Consider the following 21,039-nt stretch of genomic DNA (forward strand, 5'->3'; position numbering starts at 1 on the left):
GTTGCTCCCATCGCTCATAGCGGGGGAGTAGGTTCACATGGCTCAATTCTCGATGGAAATTAGTCGCCCAACCGGCTCAGTTCCGCGTGAAAACCAACATCCTGACGCTCTGAAGGCTGAATTGCCCAAAAGGATGGAAGCAAATCTCAGAGAAGAAGGGGTTCGTAAAGAACAAGCCCCCGTCTTTGCCGTGCCGGACACAACGAATATCATCAACAATACGGTTGTGAATAATACCGTAGTGAATAATACGACTGTCAATAATGTAAACAACGTCAATAACAACGTGACGAATGTTAAAGTTATAGAGCAGGTAGACAATCGCGTCATTCTGGAAACTGGAGATCGTATCTTTGTACGTGGGGATGACCGCCCTCGCCTGCGTCGCGATGCCAAACGTTCCTATTATGACGAACTCCCCGGTGGACGCTTGCGCGAAACAATCGTGCGCCCTGACGGTTATGAAATCGTGACTGTTTATAATCGCTATGGCGATATTATTCAGCGATCCCGTATAGATGATGATGGCAATGAATATCTGATGATGTATGCGCCTGACTATGATGATGGGCCGCGCGCGGCAATTGTCGATGTGGGCTACGATCTGCCGCCGATGCGTCTGACTGTGCCGGTTCGTGATTATATCATCGATGTTGCCGACGATCCCGATCGGGACTTCTATAATTTCCTCGCAAGGCCGCCTGTGGAGCGCATCGAACGCGTCTATACAATTGACGAAGTCAGACACTCAGCGCGTCTACGCGATAAGGTGCGTCGTATCGATCTTGATACAATTCACTTTGCAACAGGCAGTGCGGAGATATCGCTGTCTCAGGCCAAAACCCTGCGCAAAGTTGCGGATGCAATGCATAAAGTGCTTCAGAAAGATCCCGGAGAAACCTTCTTCATTGAAGGTCACACAGACGCAGTCGGTTCGGATTTGTCCAACCTTATTCTCTCTGACAAGCGATCAGAATCGGTTGCGAGCCTGTTAACCGAAGTCTATGATATCCCGGCTGAAAATCTGGTAACGCAAGGCTATGGCGAGCGCTTTCTGAAAATCCGCACGCAATCTGCGGAACAGGAAAATCGACGTGTTACGATCCGCCGCGTTACGCCGCTGATACGTCCTGTCGCCCAACGGTAATGAAACCCAAGCACAGGGTCAGGCATCCGCCCTGCCCTGTGCTTGGGATCAGATCGCTGCCGTCATAAAACGGAAGCCACGCGCGACGGCGTCGGATTCATATGTTCAACAACGATCAATTGATCAAACTCGCCGCGCTTAAAGGCGCGCAGAAAACGCTCGTAGTTCTTGAACACAACGCAGCCGTTGGAATCGCCATTTCGTCCCAGCATATAGGTATGCGCAAGAAGACCATCGCGATTATGTGGATTGCGGCCATCAACCGGCGTCAGGCGAATTGCTGCCACACCATGAAACAAGCTTTCGCGCATCCGCAAATTGTAAGTATGCGGTGGTGTTGCACCACGGTTTTTCTGTGTGACAGAACGCGGATTATCGCGCATCGCGCCAATGCCTGAATGCGCCTCCAGTTTTTCACCGTTCGGCAAATAGACGGTTGCGGCAGAAATATCATAAATCGCTGCATGCTTAGCAATCGGTGATCGAAACAATCGTCTGAGAAGGCCCTCGTGCTTTGGCTCTTCGGTCTTTTCAGTCGCCGGTGCGTAGGCCAGTTTTGCAGCCTCTTGCTTGCGCGGCTGTGCAACAACTGGCTTGCGCGACGGCAGCGGTACATCTTCAGGCACAAACAATTCAGGCACTGCTTTAGCAGAAGCCTGCAGTGGAACCCGATCAGGAGCAGTTTGAGGGACAACTGTCACCGCCGGGCTTGCTTCGGCTGCCGGAGTAAACGGCACGCGCTCAGCGCGAGGTTCGATTATGGGCGCTACTGCTGCCGGCTTTTCTTCAACGATACCTTCGGCGCCGATATCAGCAATAATATTGGCATCGTGATCCAGCTTGTTACGATGCCAATCGAGATTGGAATAAGGCATATTGGCAGTATAGGCTTCGATAAAACGTTGACGGATCACATGATCTATACCGATTTTGTGATTAACCACTCCAAGCTGTCGTGGCATGGCTTCGGGTAAACGTCGCATAACCGGGGCGAAAGGTACAAAAGCAGGCAAAACCGCTTCCATAACGCCGAATGCCCCTATCATGCAGCTGCCTGCAATCAGCCCGGCACAGGTAAATGTAACAAAACGCGCCAGTTTGCTGCGCTGCTGTGCAGTAAAGGGTTTCCAGATATTTATATTAAACTGAAATCTTGAATCAAATGTATCTGTAACCAGCGCCATTGTACTAAACCCGAATAAAATAAAATTTCGAGCCAGCCCTTTGCAACAAGAATTCGGCGAAAAAGCGAATAGGTTTGCTTCGAAGCGCTGACTGGAAAGCCATGCCCAGCATGAAGAATTATGGTAACTAAATTATTTACGCTCCGAATTTTAGCAGGAGATATAACGAAAATTTTGCTCAACAATTATATCAAGCCGTGAGAAGATAATCAGCATGGACGGCGCTCGGGAACTCGTGTCCTTCAACACCCACTCGATTACGGCCTCGCTTTTTTACGCGCATCAAAGCTATATCGGCGCGCTCGGCGGCTGCCCATAACGTCTCACGTTGGCGCAGCATTGCAATACCGAAACTGCTGGTCGCCCGGCGCCCAGGAGGCAAAACCGAAAAAGGATAGCGCGCAATTTTGTTGCAAAGCCTATTGCCGAACATTTCACATTGCTCCGGTGTACCTTTTACAAGCAATAGAAACTCCTCCCCGCCAATGCGAGCAACGATACTGCTGCCATCTGCGATGCTGCGTAGCAGGTTTGAAAACTCTATCAGCAATTGATCACCGGCAGCATGACCGAAGTCATCGTTAATTGCCTTGAAATGATCAATGTCAGCCATGATAATGGCATGATTTTGGTAATCCTCCGTGGCTAGCCACTTGTTAGCATATCGTTCGAGTCCGCGGCGGTTGAGGATACCGGTCATGGGATCTGCATCCCGCTCATGCTGCAATTCGTTGATGACATCAGAGGTTGCGACCACCAAAATCAGAAGACCTAACAATACCCCTGCGAAGGAAAGTCCGATCGTGGCGATCCCCCAATACCGCGACTCGACAAGCTGCTCAGGGCTTAAGACGTCATTGAGCATTCCAATTGTGAAAACACTGCGCAAAAAGAAATGGGCTGCGAAAACAATCAGCGCATCGTGAAAAATACGCTCAACCCAATCGCCTTTGCGCCATTCCCGAGACTTGAAACAAAGAATGGTCAGCAAAGAGCCCAAGCCAAAGTTGGCAGCTGTTGTCATGTCCCCGTAGGGCATGCCCGCATGCGTCATATAACCGATACTAATCAGCGTTATTGCGCAGATGAAGCTACCTGCAAATGGTGAAAACTGCTTCCCAAGCCGCAGCATGACCGCTTCGCAAAACATAAGACACGCAGCAAGATAAAACGCCGTTGCCACAAGGGCCGCAACCTCAAGGCGCGGAAAAACCTGCAATATCTGGACCAGCAACCCACATGTGAAAGTTGCAAAGCTCAATCCGAAAAACAGCATATGCCTGCGCTTCATATCCAGCATCCATACGCCGCATATCGTCGTTGCAAATAGCATGATCAGCAAAGGTGGGACGAACTTCACGTGTAATCCTGCAGGTTAAAAAACAGTTAAAAATTCAAATTCAATGTTACTTCGAACGACATACAATTTGGAAAGTCAAGGTAACTTTTGTTGATTATAAGTAGATCTGAATTTAAGTTTCAGAGTACATTTTATAAGTGAAAACTAATAATTGATGATAAACAATCATATCGAACGGGCACATGGTCTTCGGGGTGTCTTTTATGGAATTTTTTATCCACAGATACAGTAAGTGATCATGTCTGCGGCGTAGCGATTTCTCAGCATCTATTCATCGGGATTGAAATTGACGCTTTGAATCTCGTCCGACATTTGTGCGGCCCTCTCGCCAACAGGTGCCCAGTGGAGCCAAGTCACCGGTATTACCTGTTACTAATTATATTGCGGGCTTGGTACAGAGTTAACAAAATGCCATTTTATTGCTTCACGCCTTGTCCATCCCAAAGGGCATAAGGATGCTGCCTTATTGCGGAGAAATGAAATGCGCCATCAGTTCGACCTCTTTACTCCTCCCGTTGTGGATGAGGAAAAACGGACAGCACGGCGCCCTGCCCGCGCCAGAAACGGAAAAATGACGGGTCCTGATGAAGCGGAAATGGTCAAACTTCTTAAAGACAGCGGGCGTTACCGCATATTACAGCGCCTTGATCCGCCGCCGACCGTGCCAGATGCTGATAAGCTCACTTTTCCACGGCTTGGCGTTGTGGTCGATACGGAAACAACAGGGCTGAGTGCCGCGCAGGAAGAAATTATTGAAATTGGTGCAGTGGCCTTCCGCTATGCGGATGATGGATCAATTGGTGATGTCTGCGCAACTTTTAGCGCCTTGCAGGAGCCATCGAAACCCATTCCGGCAGAAATAACCCGCATCACCGGCATTACGGATGAAATGGTTGCAGGACAGATTATTCCGCGCGCAAAGCTGGAAGCGCTGATCTCTCAAGCTGACATTATCATCGCGCACAATGCGGGCTTTGACCGGCCTTTTCTGGAGCGTTTTTCGCCGGTTTTCGAGAACAAGCCCTGGGCCTGTTCGGTCAAGGAAATCGATTGGACTGCACGCGGGTTTGAAGGAACCAAGCTCGGCTATCTGATCGGCCAGAGCGGATATTTCCATAATGGTCACCGGGCCGAAGATGATTGTCAGGCGCTGCTTGCCGTTTTGAAGGAAAAATCGGGAAAGACCACTCCTTTTGCCGAATTGCTCAAATCAAGCCAGAAATCGCGGCTGCGAATTTATGCCGAAAACAGCCCTTTTGAAATGAAAGACAAGCTGAAAGAGCGCCGCTATCGCTGGTCAGATGGCAGCGATGGACGTCCGAAATCCTGGTGGACAGAAATCGGGGAAGATGAACTCGAGGCCGAACTCGAATATTTGCGCACGGAGATTTACGCGTGGCGCGATGCCGATCCGCTGATCCAGAAGCTCACCGCAGTGGATCGTTATAAAGAACGTTCGCCGCTCAGACCAAAATAAGAAAAAGGCCGCATGACGCGGCCATTTTCTATCCTGCAATGATGGGCCATGGCTTTTGCGCTGGTCGCATATCCTCATAAGCTTTTGCAAGCCGAAGCACGCCCAGATCATCAAAGCGCTGCCCGAAAATCTGCAATCCGATCGGCAATCCCTTCGACGTATAGCCGCAGTTGATTGAAATTGCTGGCTGCTCCGACATATTCATCGCAACGGTAAATGCGATATGCTCGAACGGACGCTGCGGATCATTGACAGGAGAAGCCCATTCCGCCGGATAGGTCGGCATCGGCGAGGTTGGCGAAAGAATAAAATCGAAGTTTTTCGATGCGGCCAATGCTGCGTAGCGCATAGCATCAATCTGCGCAAAGCCCGTATAGACTTCTTCGCCGGTCAGCGATTTCGCAGTTTCCGTCCACTGATAAATATAAGGCAGGATTTTAGCGCGACTTTCCGGCGTCATTTTCGAGACATCTGCCCATGAGCGGGCACGCCAGAAGCGATCAAGACCGTCAATCATGGTGCGATTGAGGAAAGGCTCAACCGGCTCGATAATCGCTCCTGCATCCGCAAAAGCTTTAGCTGCGGCCTCAACGGCCAAACGGGTTTCCTCACCGGTTGTTTCGCCAAAACCGGCATCAAGCCAAAGTCCAATCTTTAGGCCCTTCACATCGATATTGAGGTCCATCCAGTCAATGTCCTGATAAGGAAGGCTCATGGCATCGCGGCGATCGGGTCTCGAAAGCACCGACATGTAAAGCGCATTATCAGCAACAGTTCGCGTCATTGGCCCTGCAACGCGGCCAAGAAATGCCGGATCAATCGGAATACGTCCAAAAGACGGTTTTAGGCCAACCAGTCCGCACCAGCCTGCTGGCAAACGAATGGAGCCGCCAATGTCGGTCCCGATGTGCAATGGGCCGTAACCTGCCGCCCCTGCACTGCCTGCACCGGCACTTGAACCACCCGGATTGGTAGTCAGATCCCATGGATTGCGTGCAAGTTTATGAAAGCTCGAAAGACCCGACGAGAGCATGCCAAGATCAGGCATGGTTGTTTTTGCCAAAAGCACACCACCGGACTCGCGGGTGCGTGCTGCGGGCGGGGCATCAACCGCAGCAGGCTTAAGCGGCAATGCCGCACAACCAAGCGGCACGGCTGTGCCTTGCGTGGCAATGTTTTCCTTGATCGTCAGCGGCACACCGTCAATCGGACCAGCAGGTATCGCCTTCGCCCAACGCTCTTCTGAAGCTTTTGCCGATGCAAGTGCTGCATCAGGATCATAAGCCCAAAGCGCATTCAGCTTTGGCTCATAAGCTTCGATACGCTCAATAACGGCTTGCGTAACCTCAACGGGAGAAAGGGATTTGGCTTTATAAGCGGAGACGAGTTCGACGGCTGACAAATCGGCAAGTTCAGACATGGTGTTCCCTTATTTCATTCCGGCAATCTGAGTGTAGAATCAACGCGCCGTGCGCGTTTGCGGCGTCCTGCAAACGGCTTGGGCACAGCATCGACAAGCGCGCGCGTATAATCATGCTGCGGGTTGTCGAAGACTTCGTTCGTCGGTCCCTGTTCGACAATATTGCCGTGATAAATCACGGCCACGCGGTCGGTGATTGCGCGCACAACGCCAAGATCATGGCTGATAAACAGATAGCTGAGGCCAAATTTTTCCTGCAAATCCATCATCAGATTAAGAACCTGCGCCTGAATAGAAACATCAAGCGCCGAAACGGGTTCGTCAGCAACGATGAGCGCGGGTTTGGTGATCAATGCGCGAGCGATTGCGATACGCTGGCGTTGTCCGCCAGAAAACTCATGCGGATATTTTTCGGCGGAAGCTTTCGGCATGCCAACGGCTTCCAGCACTTCCGCCACGCGCTCATCACGCTCTTTGCTACTTGTGCCGCGCTCCAGAGACACAATCGGCTCTGAAATAATGCGCCTGACCGTATGGCGCGGGTCAAGAGAGCCATAAGGGTCTTGAAAAATTGCCTGAAACCCTTTTCTCGCTTCGCGTAGGCTGGAACGATCAAGGGCGTAAATATCCTGACCATTGATCAGAATCTGGCCCGACTGGGGACGTTCCAATCCCATGACGGCACGTGCGAGCGTGGACTTTCCCGATCCACTTTCACCAACGATACCAAGGCTTTGTCCGGCTTCAATCTCGACATTCACACCATGCAGAACACGCAGTGATCCGGGTTTCGAAAGAAAGGATGGGCGCGGCAGCTGATATTCGCGCACGACATTGCGAACCTGCAAAATCATTTTGTTCATGCGATCACCTCGCCTTCGCATGGATGAAGACAGGCGGCACGATGGCTTGTTCCTTCGCTTTCACCAATAAGATCAAGCGGTGGAATGATTTGACGGCAGTCATCTTCGACAAAAGCACATCGATCCGCGAAGCTGCAATAAGGCGGCCGTGCCAGCGGGTCTGGCACAACGCCCGGAATTGCGGCAAGGCGCTGTCGCGGCTGTGAATGATCTCTCACAAGATTAGCCCCATGAGGAGAAGCTGCGAAAAGGCCCCGCGCATAAGGATGCGCCATGCGATGAAATACAGCGTCCGTTTGGCCAGTTTCGACAATGCGTCCTGCATACATGACGGCAATGCGGTCGGTCATTTCTGAAACCACGCCAAGATCATGGGTGATCAGCATCAGGGCCGTTCCAGTTTCATTGATCAGATCATCCATCAGATCAAGGATTTGCGCCTGAACAGTCACATCGAGCGCTGTTGTTGGTTCGTCGGCGATCAGCAGATCAGGCTCGCAGGCAATCGCCATGGCAATCATCACGCGTTGGCGCTGGCCACCTGAAAGCTGATGCGGATAAAGCTCAAGATTAAAGCGCGGTGCAGGCAAACCAACGCGGTCGAGAAGCTGGCGCGCTTTGCGCTCCGCGTCAGCTCGGCTTTCACCCAAATGCAGTCGACGTCCTTCTGCAATTTGTGCGCCGATGGATTTAACCGGATTGAGCGCGGTCATCGGCTCCTGAAAGATCATCGCCATGCGCCGTCCGCGCATTTTACAAAGCTGCGCTTCCGGCATATTCGCCAGATCCTGACCATTGAAACGCAATGTGCCACGCACCCGCATTCGGTCAGGCAGCAGGCCCATGGCGGCAAGGGCTGTGATGGACTTGCCGCTGCCGGATTCTCCGACAACTCCAAGCCGTTCGCCGCGATTAAGCGTAAGCGTGATGCCCGACACGATGTCAGCCGTGCGCACGCCAAATGGCAATTCGACGGACATGTTGTCCATTTCAAGCAAAGGTGTGGTCATCTCTGCCTCCTCACGCGTGGGTCAAGCACGTCACGCAAACCATCACCCAGCATATTCAGACCCAGAACTGCGAAGGTGATCGCAAGGCCGGGGAAAATTGCGAGCCACGGCGCGTCATAGATAAATGTCTGCGCATCATTGAGCATCTTGCCCCAGCTTGGCATTGGTGGCTGCGTTCCAAGTCCAACATAAGACAGGCCGGCTTCGGCAACGATTGCGAGTGCGAACTGGATTGTTGCCTGCACAATCAACACATGGTTGATATTGGGCAGTACATGCAAAAGCGTGATCGATATATCGCCGCGCCCTGCGCAGCGCGCTGCCTGCACATATTCGCGTTTCCATAGGCCGAGCGATGCACCACGTGTGACACGGGCAAAGACCGGAATATTAAAAATACCAATGGCAATCATTGCATTAACCGCACCGGGGCCAAAAATGGCCGTGATGATGACGGCGGTCAGCAATGCCGGAAATGCAAAGGCCAGATCGGTCATGCGCATCACAAAACCATCGATCATTCCGCCGCGCGCCGCAGCAAACGCTCCAAGCGGAATGCCAATACCCGCGCCAACCAACACGGCAATAAGTGACACAGCGATGGAATTGCGCGCACCAACCATGATCATCGAAAAGACATCGCGGCCAAAATTATCTGTGCCAAACAGATGTGAGAGGCTTGGCCCTTGCAATTTATCGCGGAAATTCATGGCGGTTGGCGAATAGGGCGTCCAAAAATAGGACGCGACAGCCATTGCCACCAGAATAACTGTAACCAACGCGCCAATCATAAGGCTACGGCTTAAAAACAATGTCCGAAAGCGGTTTGGTTTGGCGGACACCTGAACATCACTCATCGGTTGCCTCCTGTCGAAAGGCGGGGATCAATGAAGCCATAGACCAGATCAACAATGAAATTGACGGCAATCACAGATGCGGCGAGCAGCGTTACCAGTGATTGCACGGTCACAAGATCGCGTTGTGCAATCGCCTGAAACACCAGACGCCCCAGGCCAGGGAGATTAAAAACATTCTCGATGATGATGGTTCCCGCCAGCAAGAATGAAAATTGCAGGCCGATGATGGTGACAACGGGGATCAGTGCATTGGGTACCGCATGCCGCCAGAGTGCCGCCTTGCGTGTCAGCCCCTTGGCGCGCGCGGTGCGTACAAAATCTTCGCCCAATGTTTCAATCACCGCCGAGCGTGTGACACGGGCAAGGATGGCGGCAAGCGGCAAAGCAAGAGCCAAAGCGGGCAAAAACAACGACCGAAGGCCGTTCAAGACCCCATCTTCCCAGCCAGCGAAACCCGAAGCCGGGAACCATCCAAGCTGCAAAGCAAACAAAAGGATGAGAAGCAGTCCGAGCCAAAAATTTGGAATAGCAACGCCAACCTGTGCCACGCCCATGGAAAGGACGTCGCCAGTCTTGCCGCGTTTTGATGCTGCATAAACGCCCACCGGAATGGCAACTGCCACCGAAAGCAACATGGAAAGCAAAGCCAGCGGCAGCGTGACCATAATGCGCGGGCCGAGCAATTCACTGATCGGCACTGAATAGGTGTAACTTGTGCCGAAATCACCTTTCAGAAAGCCACCGATCCACGAAAGATAGCGCCACCAGAGCGGCTGATCGAGACCCAGCTGCTGATGCAATGCAGCCAGTGTTTCCGGCTGCGCATTGATCCCGAGGATCACGGCTGCGGGATCTCCCGGCAAAACCTGCATTAGCAAAAAGACGATGACGGAAGCCGCAAGCGTCGTAAGTAAGAGCGATACGAACCGCCCGGATATATAAGCCAGCAATGCGACCTCCTTGGAAAGCAGGATTTCCCACTTTCCACATTCCAATCTGCCAAGCGCCTTCCCCTTGTTTTTATGGAGCGCATAGCCATTCTTCGTGTCAGTATTCGCCCCTTTGCATTACGCATCGGGGCGAAACCATTTTAGTTTTCCCAGTATGCCTGTGTGAGATCGTTCGCTGGGATCGGCATATTCTTCCACACACCCTTCACGTTCTTGTTCCACACACCAATTTTTGGCAGCGCATAAAGGAAGATATTCGGCTCATCGGCGGCAAGCTTTTCCTGTAGCTTCTTGACGATTTCGAGTTGTTCTTCATCACTGCCAGCTTCGGCATAGGCTTTGTAGAGCGCCTTATATTCCGGGCTGTTATAGTTGAAGTAGTACTTATCACGCGCATAGATATCGAGATCGCGCGGTTCGGTATGCGCGATGATCGTCGCATCAAAATCCGAACGCTTGAACACCTGATCAAGCCACTGCGCAAATTCCATTGGCACCAGATTGGCCTGAATACCGACTTCTGCCAGCATCGCGGCAATGATCTCGCCGCCACGACGCGCATAGGCCGGTGGTGGGAGCGTGATGGTGATTGACGTGCCAGCCGGAATACCGGCCTCTTCCAGCAACTGTTTTGCTTTCGCCGGATCATAAGGATAGGTTTCCGACAAATCGACATAGCCCGGATCGACCGGCGCGTAATGTGATCCGATTGGCGTACCAAACCCGGCGTAAGTGCCTTCAATCAGGCCCTTGCTGTCGATAGCGTGGGCCAGTGCCTGACGAACTTTTACATTGTCGAAAGGTGCTTTTGCATTGTTAAGCGACAGCAGAACCTTGCCTGCCGTATCACCAACTTCAACATGCAGCTTGTCATCACTCTCAAAACGGCTGATCAGCTCCGGTGCCTGAAACATCGGGAACAGATCAATGTCACCAGCAAGAATGGCAGCTGCGGCAGCCGATGGATCACTGATGAAACGGAAAGTGACGGCTGAGAGCTTTGCAGGCTCGCCCCAATAATCGGGATTGCGTTCAAGCTCTACGCGATCGCCCTGTACCCAGCGCTTGAACTTGAACGGACCCGTGCCAACCGGCTTGGTCTTGTTGTCAGGTGCAGAATTAGGCGCAATCATTACTGCATCGCCCCACCCCATATTGAACAAAAAGTTCGAACTTGGGCGTTTGAGGGTGACAACAGCCGTCGCAGGATCAGGACATTGTGTGCTTGCGATCGGCTCAAAAAGGCCCTTCTGCGCATTGGTGGAATCTGGGGCGACTGCACGCTCATAGGAGAACTTTACCACCGCGCAATCAAACGGCGTGCCATCGTGAAACTTCACGCCTTCGCGCAGCTTGAATGTATAGGTTTTCTTGTCGTCGGACACCGTCCAGCTTTCCGCGAGAAGCGGTTTGACGGTGCCATCTTCAACAATACGCACCAAACCTTCATAAAGATTGGCATAGGTAACCTGTCTGATACCAGCTGCAGCATTTGCCGTCGGATCAAGGCCCGGCGGCTCCAGCACTTCGCCAACCACCAGTGTGTCTTTTGCAAAAGCACCGTTGATCGATGCCAGCATCGTGGCTGTTATCAGCCCGGCTTTCAGCAGCTTACCCATGACTCCCCTTTTCCTATAATTATTTAAATCGAACGCCCGCCATCCACGTCGAGCGCAACCCCTGTAATCATAGAGGCTTGAGGCGAGCAAAGGAAAGCCGCAGCTTCAGCCAAATCATCAGGTTTCAAAAGCCGGCCCATCGGAATGGAATCGCGAAATTTTTTGCGGATTTCTTCGCTGTCTTCGCCCATAAATGTGGTCAGAAGCGGTGTTTCACCCGCAACCGGATTGAGCGCGACAACACGAATTTTTGCCGGTGCAAGTTCGATTGCAAGCGCTTTGGTTACAGAAACAACCCAGCCTTTGGTGGCATTATACCAGGCGAGATTCGGCCGCGGACGCCCCGCGCCTGTCGAGGCAACATTGAGGATGACCCCCTCCCCATTGGCCTTGAAATGCGGAATCAGCCTGCGCGTCATAAGGTAAACGCCACGCACATTGACGCCCAGAATGCGATCAAACTCATCGGGCTCAACCAGTTCAGCACTTTGCGGCTTATGTCCGATACCGGCATTGTTGATCAGAATATCAACTTTGCCGAATTTCGAAATTGCAGCCTCGACAGCTGCATCCACATCCGCTTCGCTCGAAATATCGGCGGCGACAGCGAGTGCTGCATCACCGATTTCTCCCGCTACACGTTCGGCTCCCACTTTATCTCGGTCGACGATAACGACCTTCGCGCCGCCTGCAACAAAGCGCTTTGCCATGCCTTCGCCAAATCCCGAACCTGCTCCTGTAATGAGCGCGACCTTACCTTCAAGCGACACTGTCATTCTCCAAAATGCAATTTCCTGCGCATTTTCAGACGGGAAACCGGTTCCCATTGTTCCTGAAACTGCGATATTTATCCGTGATACACGGAGATCGTTTTCAGCGAGGCAAAGCCGTAAAGTGCCTCAAAGCCCTTTTCGCGGCCATGACCGGACTTTTTCACACCACCAAATGGCAGTTCAATGCCACCGCCGGCTCCGTAATTGTTGATGAACACCTGACCGGAATGAATAGCGTGTGCAAGGCGGAACTGACGACTGCCATCATTGCTCCAAATACCGCAAACAAGCCCATAGTGCGTGCCATTGGCAATCGCGATGGCTTCTTCTTCGGTATCAAAAGGTAGAATAACCTGCACCGGACCGAAAATTTCTTCCTGTGCCAAACGGTGATCAGCGGGCACATCCCGGATCAATGTCGGAAGCACATAGGCTCCACCTTCCGGCGCATCTGCGACCATCTCACCCTGAGCAGCAATGGACAGACCATCCTGCTTTGCAAGCGCAAGATAGCTCTCGACAATTGCCTTCTGACGCTGCGACACAACTGGGCCAACAGAGGGATCAGTGCTGGCCGGTCCAACTGTCAAAGCACGATAGCGTTCACTCATTCGGGCAATGACGTCTTCGTAAATGCTGCGTTCGACCAAAATACGTGATGAAGCAGAACAGGTCTGACCCGCATTCTGAATGCCGGCATTGACGAGAAACGGAACGGCGCGATCAAGGTCCGCATCGGCAAAGACGATCTGTGGCGACTTGCCGCCAAGTTCCAACGTTACGGGCACCGTGTTTTTCGCAGCAGCCGCCTGTACAGCCTCACCAGTTCGGACAGATCCGGTAAAGGAGATGTGGTTGATGTCGGGATGTTCGGACAGGGCCGCGCCCGCTTCCGCACCAAGCCCGGTTACAATATTCAATGCGCCTGTTGGCAGACCGGCTTTTTCAGCAATTTTCGCAAACTCAAGAATGGTCAGACAAGCCTCTTCGGCTGGCTTCACCACTGCCGCATTGCCCATGGCCAGCGCTGCACCAAGGCTGCGGCCAAGAATCTGCATCGGATAATTCCAAGGAATGATGTGACCAGTCACACCATGTGGCTCATAGATGCTCAGAACCGTAAAGCCATTTTGGTAAGGCAGTGTGTCACCATGAACCTTGTCGGCGGAAGCGCCGTAAAATTCCAGATAGCGCGCCAGTGCCACCACGTCGGCGCGTGCCTGCGTCACCGGCTTGCCAACGTCTTTTGATTCCAGATCAGTCAGGAGATCGATGTTTTTTAGTACTTCCTCGGAAATGCGATGCAGAACCCGGCCGCGTTCCGTTGCCGTAAGCTTACCCCAATCACCCGAAAGTGCTGAACGCGCAGAAGCGACAGCCAGATCAATATCAGCTTTTGTACCACGTGCAATCAGCGCCAGATCGCTGCCGTCAGAGGGGGTTTTAAGGGTAATAAGCTCGCCACCGACAGCGTCCTGCCATTGACCTGCAATGAAATTGCCATAGCGCAGAAGACCTGCTCCGCCGGTTGTGTTTTCATGTTTCATTTTCATTCTCCCGCAGAGGTCTTTCAGCCTCCAGTCTCGCCGTGGTTGCGCGAATATGTGCCCGCGCCAGCTTTTCGGCTTCTTCGCCATTACGTGCGGCAATGGCTTCAACAATTGCGCCATGTTCGCGGATCGCCTCACGTGCCCTGTCAGCCGAGAGTGAAAAAGACGGCGCAAACACCTGGGATGTCATTCGAAGAAGTGGAACAAAGGGAATGAGTGAGTCATTGCCCGCTGCATTCATAATCGCCATATGGAAATCAACGTTGGACTGCGTGTAAGCTTTCGGGTCCCATGGATCGACGACAGCGCCCTGCCCCGCAACAAGCGCGCGCAGGGCCGCAATATCCGCATCCGTCGCCCGTTCAGCCGCAAAACGGGCAGTAACACCATCAAGCACTTCACGCACGGCATAAGCATCAATGAGGCGTGTGAGATCAGCCGAAGCCACACGTACACCCCGTCCCGGCAAATGAATGACCAGGCCGTCGCGCTCAAGAACACGCAAAGCTTCGCGCAGCGGTGTACGGCTGATGCCAAATTCAGCAGCCATATGCTCCTGACGAAGAATCGCACCCGGTGCATAAACGCCCGCATAGATTCGCTCGCGAAGTGCTTCAGCCACTTCGTCCAGCAAACGGGTCTGACTGCGCCACTCAAAAACTGCCAAAGAAAAGCCTCCCAACTTTTGGACACAATATCCTGGATACAAAATCAGTCAATGCAAAAACGGCGCGTCCCCTGACAGGCTTTCAGCGGATTAGAAAATGAGAATTGGCAATTACTGGCTAAAGCGCTTCCTATTTTGACTGAGCAATTGAAAATGCTCTATCTGTTTGTTTTCACGCATTATACCAAGCAAAACAGCTGGGGATTTTTGCTACAACGGCTCCAGTGATGTCTCTGAATTTTATGGCCAACCGCCTGATTTCCTCAGAACCGTTTTCCATATGCTGGATCACAATTTCCAACAGATCAACATGCGGCAAGCCAGCACGCGCAGACACGATTCGATAAGAACGATGTGCCACGCGGATTAACAGCAGGCTGTCGGCCAGTCCTCCAAATCGACACTTTGATCGCTTGCAAGGCTAGAACTGGTGAAATCAACGCGCATAGCCAGCCCCACATGCCAGAAGTGCCGCAGCCAACGGTCTGCTGGGAACTGCCACCCACTTAGGACAATCGCTTTTGAAGCTTTGTGAATAACTTCGTCGAAACGTAAAATTCCCTGTTGCAATCCGCAAATCATTAGTCCATATAGCGCCTGCCTAACGGAAACGACTTCTCTCAGAGAAGACTGGCGCGAGCGGGTGTAGCTCAGGGGTAGAGCACAACCTTGCCAAGGTTGGGGTCGAGGGTTCGAATCCCTTCGCCCGCTCCATTTTTTTTGTAGGTTTCTTATTTAAATTATTGATTCTATTAGATAATCTTCGATTCGAAGTTCCACTTGTTGTAAATTAGAAGCAACAATTGAAAAAGTTTCTCCTGATACTCCGCATCTATACGAGCTCAACGGTGTCTATGTTGATCGATGCGCAGTTTCCCCACCTATGTGCGAAAAGCCACGGATAATCGCTGAGAATCAAACTCTCTCTTTAAACACGTTCAAAATGCGAAGCGTCTCGTCTTACGGTGAGGGTGATATCGCGGCTAAACAGCGAATAAAGCTGCTACAGAACGGCATTTCAACAAAAGAGTCAGTCCCGTTCGAAACTTATGCAGCCCAAGCGGCTTCGCGAGGTGAGCGCGAGAAGCGGTTGGTTGCTGATATGGTCGGCGGCGAAAGACCAGTTGTCGATCCGCCGCCGTTCCATATCGCGCGTTCCTCGGACGGATCAAAGATCCGTATCGCGCACTGGATTTAGTGAGTTCGTTACTTAAACCGTAACAAACTGGGCCATCATGCCGACGTCTTCATGCTCCAGCACATGGCAATGGAACATAAACGGGTGATCGCGCGTCGCTTCACGATCAAAATGCACAAGAACTTCTGCCTTGCCGTTAATCAGCGCCGTGTCTTTCCACCCGGATTGATGCTGTGGCGGCGCCTCATCATTCAATGTAAGGATGCGGAACGATGCTCCATGAATATGAAATGGATGCGCCATTTCTTTCGTCGTTAACTCCCATATCTCCCACGATCCAAGCTTAACCTCCGCATCGATACGGTTCATGTCGAAAGGCTTCTTCGCAATCGCCATCTGAACGCCAGATGTTAAAGCGTGCAACGCAGGCCCGGCATCAGCATTGCTTCGCCCGCTATGCATATCATGATCACTCATGGTTGCCATATTGGAGGGTGCCATGTTGTGACCAGAATGGGGATCGCTCGACATGCCGCCCATCATAAGCTTCATGTTCTCGGCCATACGCTCATCGAAGAAATATGCCCGTCTGCGAACAGAAAGCTGTTCATCCGGCTGTTCCGGCCCATCAAGCTTTGCCGGTAAGGTTTTGATTGCACCTTCGATTTTGTCATCGATGATGAACTGCATCAAAGGCTGGTCATCGCCATCACTGTCATCACTGGCTGTCAGCAGATCGATTATATCTTTCGATTTGGAAAAATCGACCAGCACCTCATAACGCTCGCCCGGACTGATTGTCAGGCGCTTGACCGGATCGGGCGCCGTTATATAGCCTCCGTCCGACGCGATGACTTGTAACGGTTGGTCATCGCTAAGACGAATGTGAAAATTGCGCGCATTGGCACCGTTCAGAATACGCAATCGAACGACTGAGGCGGGAACGCGCGCTTGCGGCGCAATAACGCCATTGACAATGAGCTTGTCGCCGCGAAAACCATGCATCAGGTCCATAATGTCGGGCTGGTAAACCTTATCGCCATCGATAACCCTGCGGTCCTGCAAAACGAGCGGTATGTCATCAACGCCATAGGTTTCAGGCAAACCACGCTCACCATCCTTGCCATCGCTGACGATCATCAACCCGGCAATGCCCATATGTGCCTGTCGCGCAGTGTCACCATGCAGATGCGGATGAAACCAATTGAACGAAGCGGGCTGGTTGACCGTAATTTTCGGCTCCCAGCGAGTGCCTGCGGCAATGACGTTATGCGGCCCACCATCAAGAGCTGATGGAACGAAAAGACCATGCCAATGAAGCGTTGTGCCTTCATCCATACCGTTCTCGACTGAAAGCGTGACAGCTTCCCCGTTTTTAAGGCGAACGACCGGCCCAAGATAGGTGCCATTTATTCCGGCAGATGCTGCATCGCTGCCTTGCGTGAAAGCATGGCGGCCCTTCTGGACAGTCAGCTTCACCACACCGGCTGCATCGGGTTCAATTAAAGTCGGAATAGGCAAAGTCTGCACTGTTGCCTGTGTGCTGGCTGCACCGTGCTGCATGTGATGCTGATGGGTGCCTTGCGCAAACGTCTCAAAAGGCCGGACGATGGATAAGGCAGCAGCACTTACTCCAAGCGTCAAAAGACGACGGCGAGTCATATTATTCATAATCATTCTCCAGATAAATCTCTATCAATGCGCATCGAAAACTTCACGATGCGCTCATTGCTGCCGAAAAACCGACAGCATTTCAAAAGATCAGATCTGGCTGGATATTGGAGGTCGAAGAACGCCGAAGGGATCGCTGCTGTTCAATGCTGCGACGCGTGGCGGCAGGCCGAATTCGTGATCGGGCGTGAACAAAGCGACACTGGAGTTAAACTGTATGATGCCGCCACAGCTCATCATTACGCAGGTGGCAGATGCCTTCTTGCCATGATCCATCGGCATTGAATGCCCACCATCATGCTTTGCAACCGGCACAGTCGTGTGACAGTCAGTGAAAGTTATCGTCTGCGGTCGATCATGCGCCATGGCATAACAAAGCTGGGTTGAAACCAGAAACAACAACGAGAACAGAGCAATCAGCATACGGGAAGGCATGCGCAAAACAGAATGTTTGCGAAAACGCATACCAATATTGCTGCGTCTGAAGGCTTGCAGAGTCATAGTGATTCCATGTTCTGAGTTTCAGCTTAAGGCTGGCTTAAGGCAATTGAAAGGCCGCAGACATTTTCCCTGAAATTACCTCATGCGTTCATTTTGTTTCGAAAACACCACATTCGAAATCAGAAAATTACGTGATAGCCCTTTTAAGCTTGCGGTTTCGTATTTTGTGGCACTAAGAAGGCACATCTCGGGCCTCCCCCCACACATTTATCGGCCCACAAATATGGATAGAAACAATGACTGTAGCTCAGGCAGTTGTTCCGAAGAAAAATTCTGCGCGCCGCGTTCTGGCCGCGAGCATGATCGGCACAACAATCGAATTCTTTGATTTTTATATTTATGCAACGGCTGCGGTTATCGTTTTCCCGCACCTTTTCTTCCCGGCCAGTGACGGCAACTCCGCGCTGCTGCAGTCGCTCGCAACCTTTGCGATTGCCTTTTTCGCACGACCTATTGGTGGCGCTCTTTTCGGTCACTTTGGTGACAAAGTGGGCCGCAAGGCAACGCTCGTCGCAGCCCTGATGACAATGGGTATTTCTACAGTCGCCATCGGTTTCCTGCCTACTTATGAATCCATCGGCGTATGGGCGGCTCTCCTGCTTGCTCTCTGCCGTCTGGGTCAGGGCCTTGGCCTTGGTGGCGAATGGGGCGGCGCAGTCCTGCTCGCAACCGAAAATGCGCCGGAAGGCAAGCGTACATGGTACGGTATGTTCCCACAGCTCGGTGCGCCTGTCGGCTTCATTCTCGCAACAGGCATCTTCCTGATCCTTGCCGAGTTCCTGACTGAAGAACAGTTCATGTCGTTCGGCTGGCGTATTCCCTTCATCGCGAGCGCTTTGCTGGTTGGTGTTGGCCTCTTCATCCGTCTGAAGATTGCTGAAACGCCGGAATTCCAGAAGGCGATCGACAAGGCTGAACGCGTTGAAGTTCCCGTCGCAACACTTTTCAAAAAGCATAAGGCAAGCCTGTTCCTCGGAACGATCGGCGCTGTTGCAACTTTCGTTCTGTTCTACCTCATGACCGTGTTTTCGCTTGGTTGGGGCACGCGTGCACTCGGTTATAGCCGTGAAGAGTTTTTGATCTTGCAAATGGTCGGTGTGATCTTCTTCGGCCTCACCATTCCGGTTGCAGCGTTGCTTTCCGATAAATACGGCATGCGACCTGTGATGATCATCGTCACACTCCTCATTGGTCTGTACGGCTTCCTCATGGCTCCATTGTTCTTAAGCGGAACAGCTGGCGTTCTTCTCTTCCTCGTAATCGGTTTTGGGCTGATGGGGCTGACCTATGGTCCGATTGGTGCGGCTCTTGCTGAACCATTCCCGACTTCGGTTCGCTATACCGGCGCTTCGCTGACCTTCAACCTGGCAGGCATTCTTGGCGCATCGGTTGCCCCCTATATCGCAACGTGGCTCGCGACCCATTATAGCTTTGCCTATGTCGGCTACTACATGACTGCTGCTGCCGTCGTCTCGCTGATTGGCTTCGCATTTATCTCGTTCAAGCGCGACAACTAAGCTGTATTGAACCGCAACAAAAAAGCCCGCGTGGATCGCTCCGCGCGGGCTTTTTTTGGAGAACTCAAACCTATTCGGTGTCGGCGGCTTCCAGAGCAATGGCAACCGACTGAATGATCGACGCGAAACGTGCTGCAGTGTGAATGACCTCGGCCGTCACGTTTGCTTTGCGCAAAACGTCTTCATGCGCATCAATGCACATGCCACAACCATTGATTGCCGAAACAGCCAGCGACCACAGTTCGAAATCAACCTTATCCACACCCGGATTACCAATCACATTCATGCGCAGCTTGGCTGGCATGGTGCGATAATCTTTATTGGTGGCAAGGTGCACGAAACGATAATAGACATTGTTCATGCCCATGATCGTCGCGGCCGATTTTGCAGCCTGAACAACTGTGGCATCAATTTTCCCAGTGGCTTCAGCAACCAACGCCTTGCGTACATCAGCGTTGCGCGAAGCAATACCACAGGCGATGAACAGGCCATATTTCTGCTGTGGCGTCAGCGTTTCATCGCTTGCCATAGAGGAAAGATTGAGACGAACATCCTTGGCAAAATCCGGGATTTTTGACTTCAGATCATCAATGGACATGGAACCCTCTTTAATTTGTCAGCTCTTGATAAACAAAAGGCGGGCCTTAACCCGCCTTGTCTCATGCAATTGAAGGCAGATTAAGCAGCCTTAAGCGTTTCGCCACCGACTTCGCGGTTGCATGGGCAAAGCTCATCGGTCTGCAGAGCGTCGAGAACGCGCAGCGTGTCCTTCGGAGCGCGACCAACATTGAGGTTGGTTGCGTAAACGTGCTGGATCGTGTTGTCGGGATCAACAACGAAGGTGTAGCGGTAAGCAACGCCATCGGGTGAACGAACGCCGAGGCCATCGACCAGTGAACCGTTGGTGTCCGCGAACGACCAGATTGGCAGCTTGTCGAGATCCTTGTGATCGCGGCGCCATGCGAGCTTCACAAATTCGTTGTCGGTCGAACCGCCGAGAACAACCGCATCACGATCTTCAAAATCCGAAGCCAGACGAGCAAATTCTGCGATTTCCGTTGGGCAGACGAAAGTGAAGTCCTTAGGATAGAAGAAGATAACCTTCCACTTGCCTTCAAAGCTTGTTTCGGTGATGTCTTCAAAAGCCGAAACGCCATTTTCTTCGTGGAAGTTGAAGCCAGGCTTTACGCCAGTTACTTTGAAAGAAGGAAGCTTGTCACCGATACCGAGCATCTCATACCTGCCTGTAAATTCGTTGTTATGCAGAAAATTCAGAAATTTCAAAACTATCTGCTTGCTCCCTATATATAGGCATTCCAACCCATTCGGTCAAAG

The 21,039-nt window shown here is 52.1% G+C and carries 17 protein-coding genes, 1 tRNA gene and 1 pseudogene; 4 read left to right on the plus strand and 15 right to left on the minus strand.

What is annotated here, in order from left to right; all coding sequences use genetic code 11:
* Positions 1–124: 124 nt before the first annotated feature.
* Positions 125–1,147: pseudogene (locus VBH83_RS10580) on the plus strand (OmpA family protein); the annotation flags it as partial.
* 62 nt (positions 1,148–1,209) lie between these two features.
* On the opposite strand, the gene VBH83_RS10585 reads toward VBH83_RS10580, so the two are convergent.
* Both VBH83_RS10585 and VBH83_RS10590 read right to left on the minus strand, forming a co-directional pair.
* On the minus strand, positions 1,210–2,193 hold the full coding sequence (locus VBH83_RS10585) for a tlde1 domain-containing protein (protein ID WP_396997631.1): 984 nt from the start codon (positions 2,191–2,193) through the stop codon (positions 1,210–1,212).
* Between the two features lie 328 nt (positions 2,194–2,521).
* A complete protein-coding gene (locus VBH83_RS10590) occupies positions 2,522–3,691 on the minus strand; it encodes a GGDEF domain-containing protein (protein ID WP_265984273.1) in 1,170 nt (389 codons plus the stop codon).
* Positions 3,692–4,172: 481 nt separating this feature from the next.
* Between VBH83_RS10590 and VBH83_RS10595 the strand changes: the two genes are divergently transcribed.
* The gene (locus tag VBH83_RS10595; protein WP_396997633.1) at positions 4,173–5,168 is read left to right on the plus strand and encodes a 3'-5' exonuclease; all 996 of its coding nucleotides are present in this window, start codon (positions 4,173–4,175) and stop codon (positions 5,166–5,168) included.
* A 28-nt stretch (positions 5,169–5,196) separates the two neighbouring features.
* On the opposite strand, the gene VBH83_RS10600 is transcribed toward VBH83_RS10595, so the two are convergent.
* The 9 genes from VBH83_RS10600 to VBH83_RS10640 form a co-directional block, all read right to left on the minus strand.
* The gene (locus VBH83_RS10600) at positions 5,197–6,588 is read right to left on the minus strand and encodes an amidase (protein WP_396997635.1); all 1,392 of its coding nucleotides are present in this window, start codon (positions 6,586–6,588) and stop codon (positions 5,197–5,199) included.
* 14 nt (positions 6,589–6,602) lie between these two features.
* Positions 6,603–7,451, minus strand: coding sequence for an ATP-binding cassette domain-containing protein (locus tag VBH83_RS10605; protein ID WP_396997637.1), 849 nt, complete (start codon positions 7,449–7,451; stop codon positions 6,603–6,605).
* On the minus strand, positions 7,448–8,461 hold the full coding sequence (locus VBH83_RS10610) for an ABC transporter ATP-binding protein (RefSeq protein ID WP_396997639.1): 1,014 nt from the start codon (positions 8,459–8,461) through the stop codon (positions 7,448–7,450). Before VBH83_RS10610 ends, VBH83_RS10605 begins: the two co-directional genes overlap by 4 nt.
* Positions 8,458–9,318 (minus strand): ABC transporter permease, encoded by an 861-nt coding sequence (locus VBH83_RS10615; RefSeq protein ID WP_396997641.1) that lies wholly within the window; start codon positions 9,316–9,318, stop codon positions 8,458–8,460. Before VBH83_RS10615 ends, VBH83_RS10610 begins: the two co-directional genes overlap by 4 nt.
* Positions 9,315–10,268 carry an ABC transporter permease gene (locus tag VBH83_RS10620; protein WP_265984281.1) on the minus strand — a complete coding sequence of 318 codons (954 nt, stop codon included), beginning with the start codon at positions 10,266–10,268 and terminating at the stop codon, positions 9,315–9,317. Before VBH83_RS10620 ends, VBH83_RS10615 begins: the two co-directional genes overlap by 4 nt.
* Positions 10,269–10,408: 140 nt before the next feature.
* On the minus strand, positions 10,409–11,887 hold the full coding sequence (locus tag VBH83_RS10625; RefSeq protein WP_265984282.1) for an ABC transporter substrate-binding protein: 1,479 nt from the start codon (positions 11,885–11,887) through the stop codon (positions 10,409–10,411).
* 23 nt (positions 11,888–11,910) lie between these two features.
* The gene (locus VBH83_RS10630; protein WP_265984284.1) at positions 11,911–12,657 is read right to left on the minus strand and encodes a glucose 1-dehydrogenase; all 747 of its coding nucleotides are present in this window, start codon (positions 12,655–12,657) and stop codon (positions 11,911–11,913) included.
* Positions 12,658–12,734: 77 nt separating this feature from the next.
* Entirely contained in the window at positions 12,735–14,207 is a 1,473-nt protein-coding gene (locus VBH83_RS10635; protein WP_396997644.1) for an aldehyde dehydrogenase family protein, read from the minus strand.
* Positions 14,197–14,877 carry a GntR family transcriptional regulator gene (locus tag VBH83_RS10640; protein ID WP_265984288.1) on the minus strand — a complete coding sequence of 227 codons (681 nt, stop codon included), beginning with the start codon at positions 14,875–14,877 and terminating at the stop codon, positions 14,197–14,199. The genes VBH83_RS10635 and VBH83_RS10640 overlap by 11 nt, the downstream gene beginning before the upstream one ends.
* 639 nt (positions 14,878–15,516) lie before the next feature.
* On the opposite strand from VBH83_RS10640, the gene VBH83_RS10645 reads away from it, so the two are divergent.
* Positions 15,517–15,591 (plus strand) — tRNA-Gly (locus VBH83_RS10645).
* A gap of 496 nt (positions 15,592–16,087) precedes the next feature.
* Here the strand turns inward: VBH83_RS10645 and cueO are convergent.
* Complete coding sequence (gene cueO, locus VBH83_RS10650; protein ID WP_396997647.1) at positions 16,088–17,686, minus strand: multicopper oxidase CueO; 1,599 nt, start codon at positions 17,684–17,686, stop codon at positions 16,088–16,090.
* Between the two features lie 90 nt (positions 17,687–17,776).
* The gene (locus VBH83_RS10655; protein WP_265984291.1) at positions 17,777–18,187 is read right to left on the minus strand and encodes a hypothetical protein; all 411 of its coding nucleotides are present in this window, start codon (positions 18,185–18,187) and stop codon (positions 17,777–17,779) included.
* 236 nt (positions 18,188–18,423) lie between these two features.
* Between VBH83_RS10655 and VBH83_RS10660 the strand changes: the two genes are divergently transcribed.
* A complete protein-coding gene (locus VBH83_RS10660) occupies positions 18,424–19,704 on the plus strand; it encodes an MFS transporter (protein ID WP_265984292.1) in 1,281 nt (426 codons plus the stop codon).
* A 70-nt stretch (positions 19,705–19,774) separates the two neighbouring features.
* Here the strand turns inward: VBH83_RS10660 and VBH83_RS10665 are convergent, their stop codons facing one another.
* Complete coding sequence (locus VBH83_RS10665; RefSeq protein ID WP_265984294.1) at positions 19,775–20,302, minus strand: carboxymuconolactone decarboxylase family protein; 528 nt, start codon at positions 20,300–20,302, stop codon at positions 19,775–19,777.
* A gap of 80 nt (positions 20,303–20,382) precedes the next feature.
* Positions 20,383–20,937 (minus strand): peroxiredoxin, encoded by a 555-nt coding sequence (locus VBH83_RS10670; protein WP_265984295.1) that lies wholly within the window; start codon positions 20,935–20,937, stop codon positions 20,383–20,385.
* Between the last annotated feature and the right edge of the window lie 102 nt (positions 20,938–21,039).

The organism is Ochrobactrum sp. S1502_03, assembly GCF_044435015.1.
In the GTDB taxonomy this organism is placed as follows: domain Bacteria; phylum Pseudomonadota; class Alphaproteobacteria; order Rhizobiales; family Rhizobiaceae; genus Brucella; species Brucella chromiisoli.

Excerpts from the sequence above, each read along its gene's own strand:
- VBH83_RS10585 (WP_396997631.1), bottom strand. The coding sequence starts at position 2,193 with ATGATAGGGGCATTCGGCGTTATGGAAGCGGTTTTGCCTGCTTTTGTA.
- VBH83_RS10595 (WP_396997633.1), top strand. The coding sequence starts at position 4,173 with ATGCGCCATCAGTTCGACCTCTTTACTCCTCCCGTTGTGGATGAGGAA.
- VBH83_RS10600 (WP_396997635.1), bottom strand. The coding sequence starts at position 6,588 with ATGTCTGAACTTGCCGATTTGTCAGCCGTCGAACTCGTCTCCGCTTAT.
- VBH83_RS10605 (WP_396997637.1), bottom strand. The coding sequence starts at position 7,451 with ATGAACAAAATGATTTTGCAGGTTCGCAATGTCGTGCGCGAATATCAG.
- VBH83_RS10610 (WP_396997639.1), bottom strand. The coding sequence starts at position 8,461 with ATGACCACACCTTTGCTTGAAATGGACAACATGTCCGTCGAATTGCCA.
- VBH83_RS10615 (WP_396997641.1), bottom strand. The coding sequence starts at position 9,318 with ATGAGTGATGTTCAGGTGTCCGCCAAACCAAACCGCTTTCGGACATTG.
- VBH83_RS10625 (WP_265984282.1), bottom strand. The coding sequence starts at position 11,887 with ATGGGTAAGCTGCTGAAAGCCGGGCTGATAACAGCCACGATGCTGGCA.
- VBH83_RS10635 (WP_396997644.1), bottom strand. The coding sequence starts at position 14,207 with ATGAAACATGAAAACACAACCGGCGGAGCAGGTCTTCTGCGCTATGGC.
- cueO (WP_396997647.1), bottom strand. The coding sequence starts at position 17,686 with ATGAATAATATGACTCGCCGTCGTCTTTTGACGCTTGGAGTAAGTGCT.
- VBH83_RS10655 (WP_265984291.1), bottom strand. The coding sequence starts at position 18,187 with ATGACTCTGCAAGCCTTCAGACGCAGCAATATTGGTATGCGTTTTCGC.
- VBH83_RS10660 (WP_265984292.1), top strand. The coding sequence starts at position 18,424 with ATGACTGTAGCTCAGGCAGTTGTTCCGAAGAAAAATTCTGCGCGCCGC.
- VBH83_RS10665 (WP_265984294.1), bottom strand. The coding sequence starts at position 20,302 with ATGTCCATTGATGATCTGAAGTCAAAAATCCCGGATTTTGCCAAGGAT.
- VBH83_RS10670 (WP_265984295.1), bottom strand. The coding sequence starts at position 20,937 with ATGCTCGGTATCGGTGACAAGCTTCCTTCTTTCAAAGTAACTGGCGTA.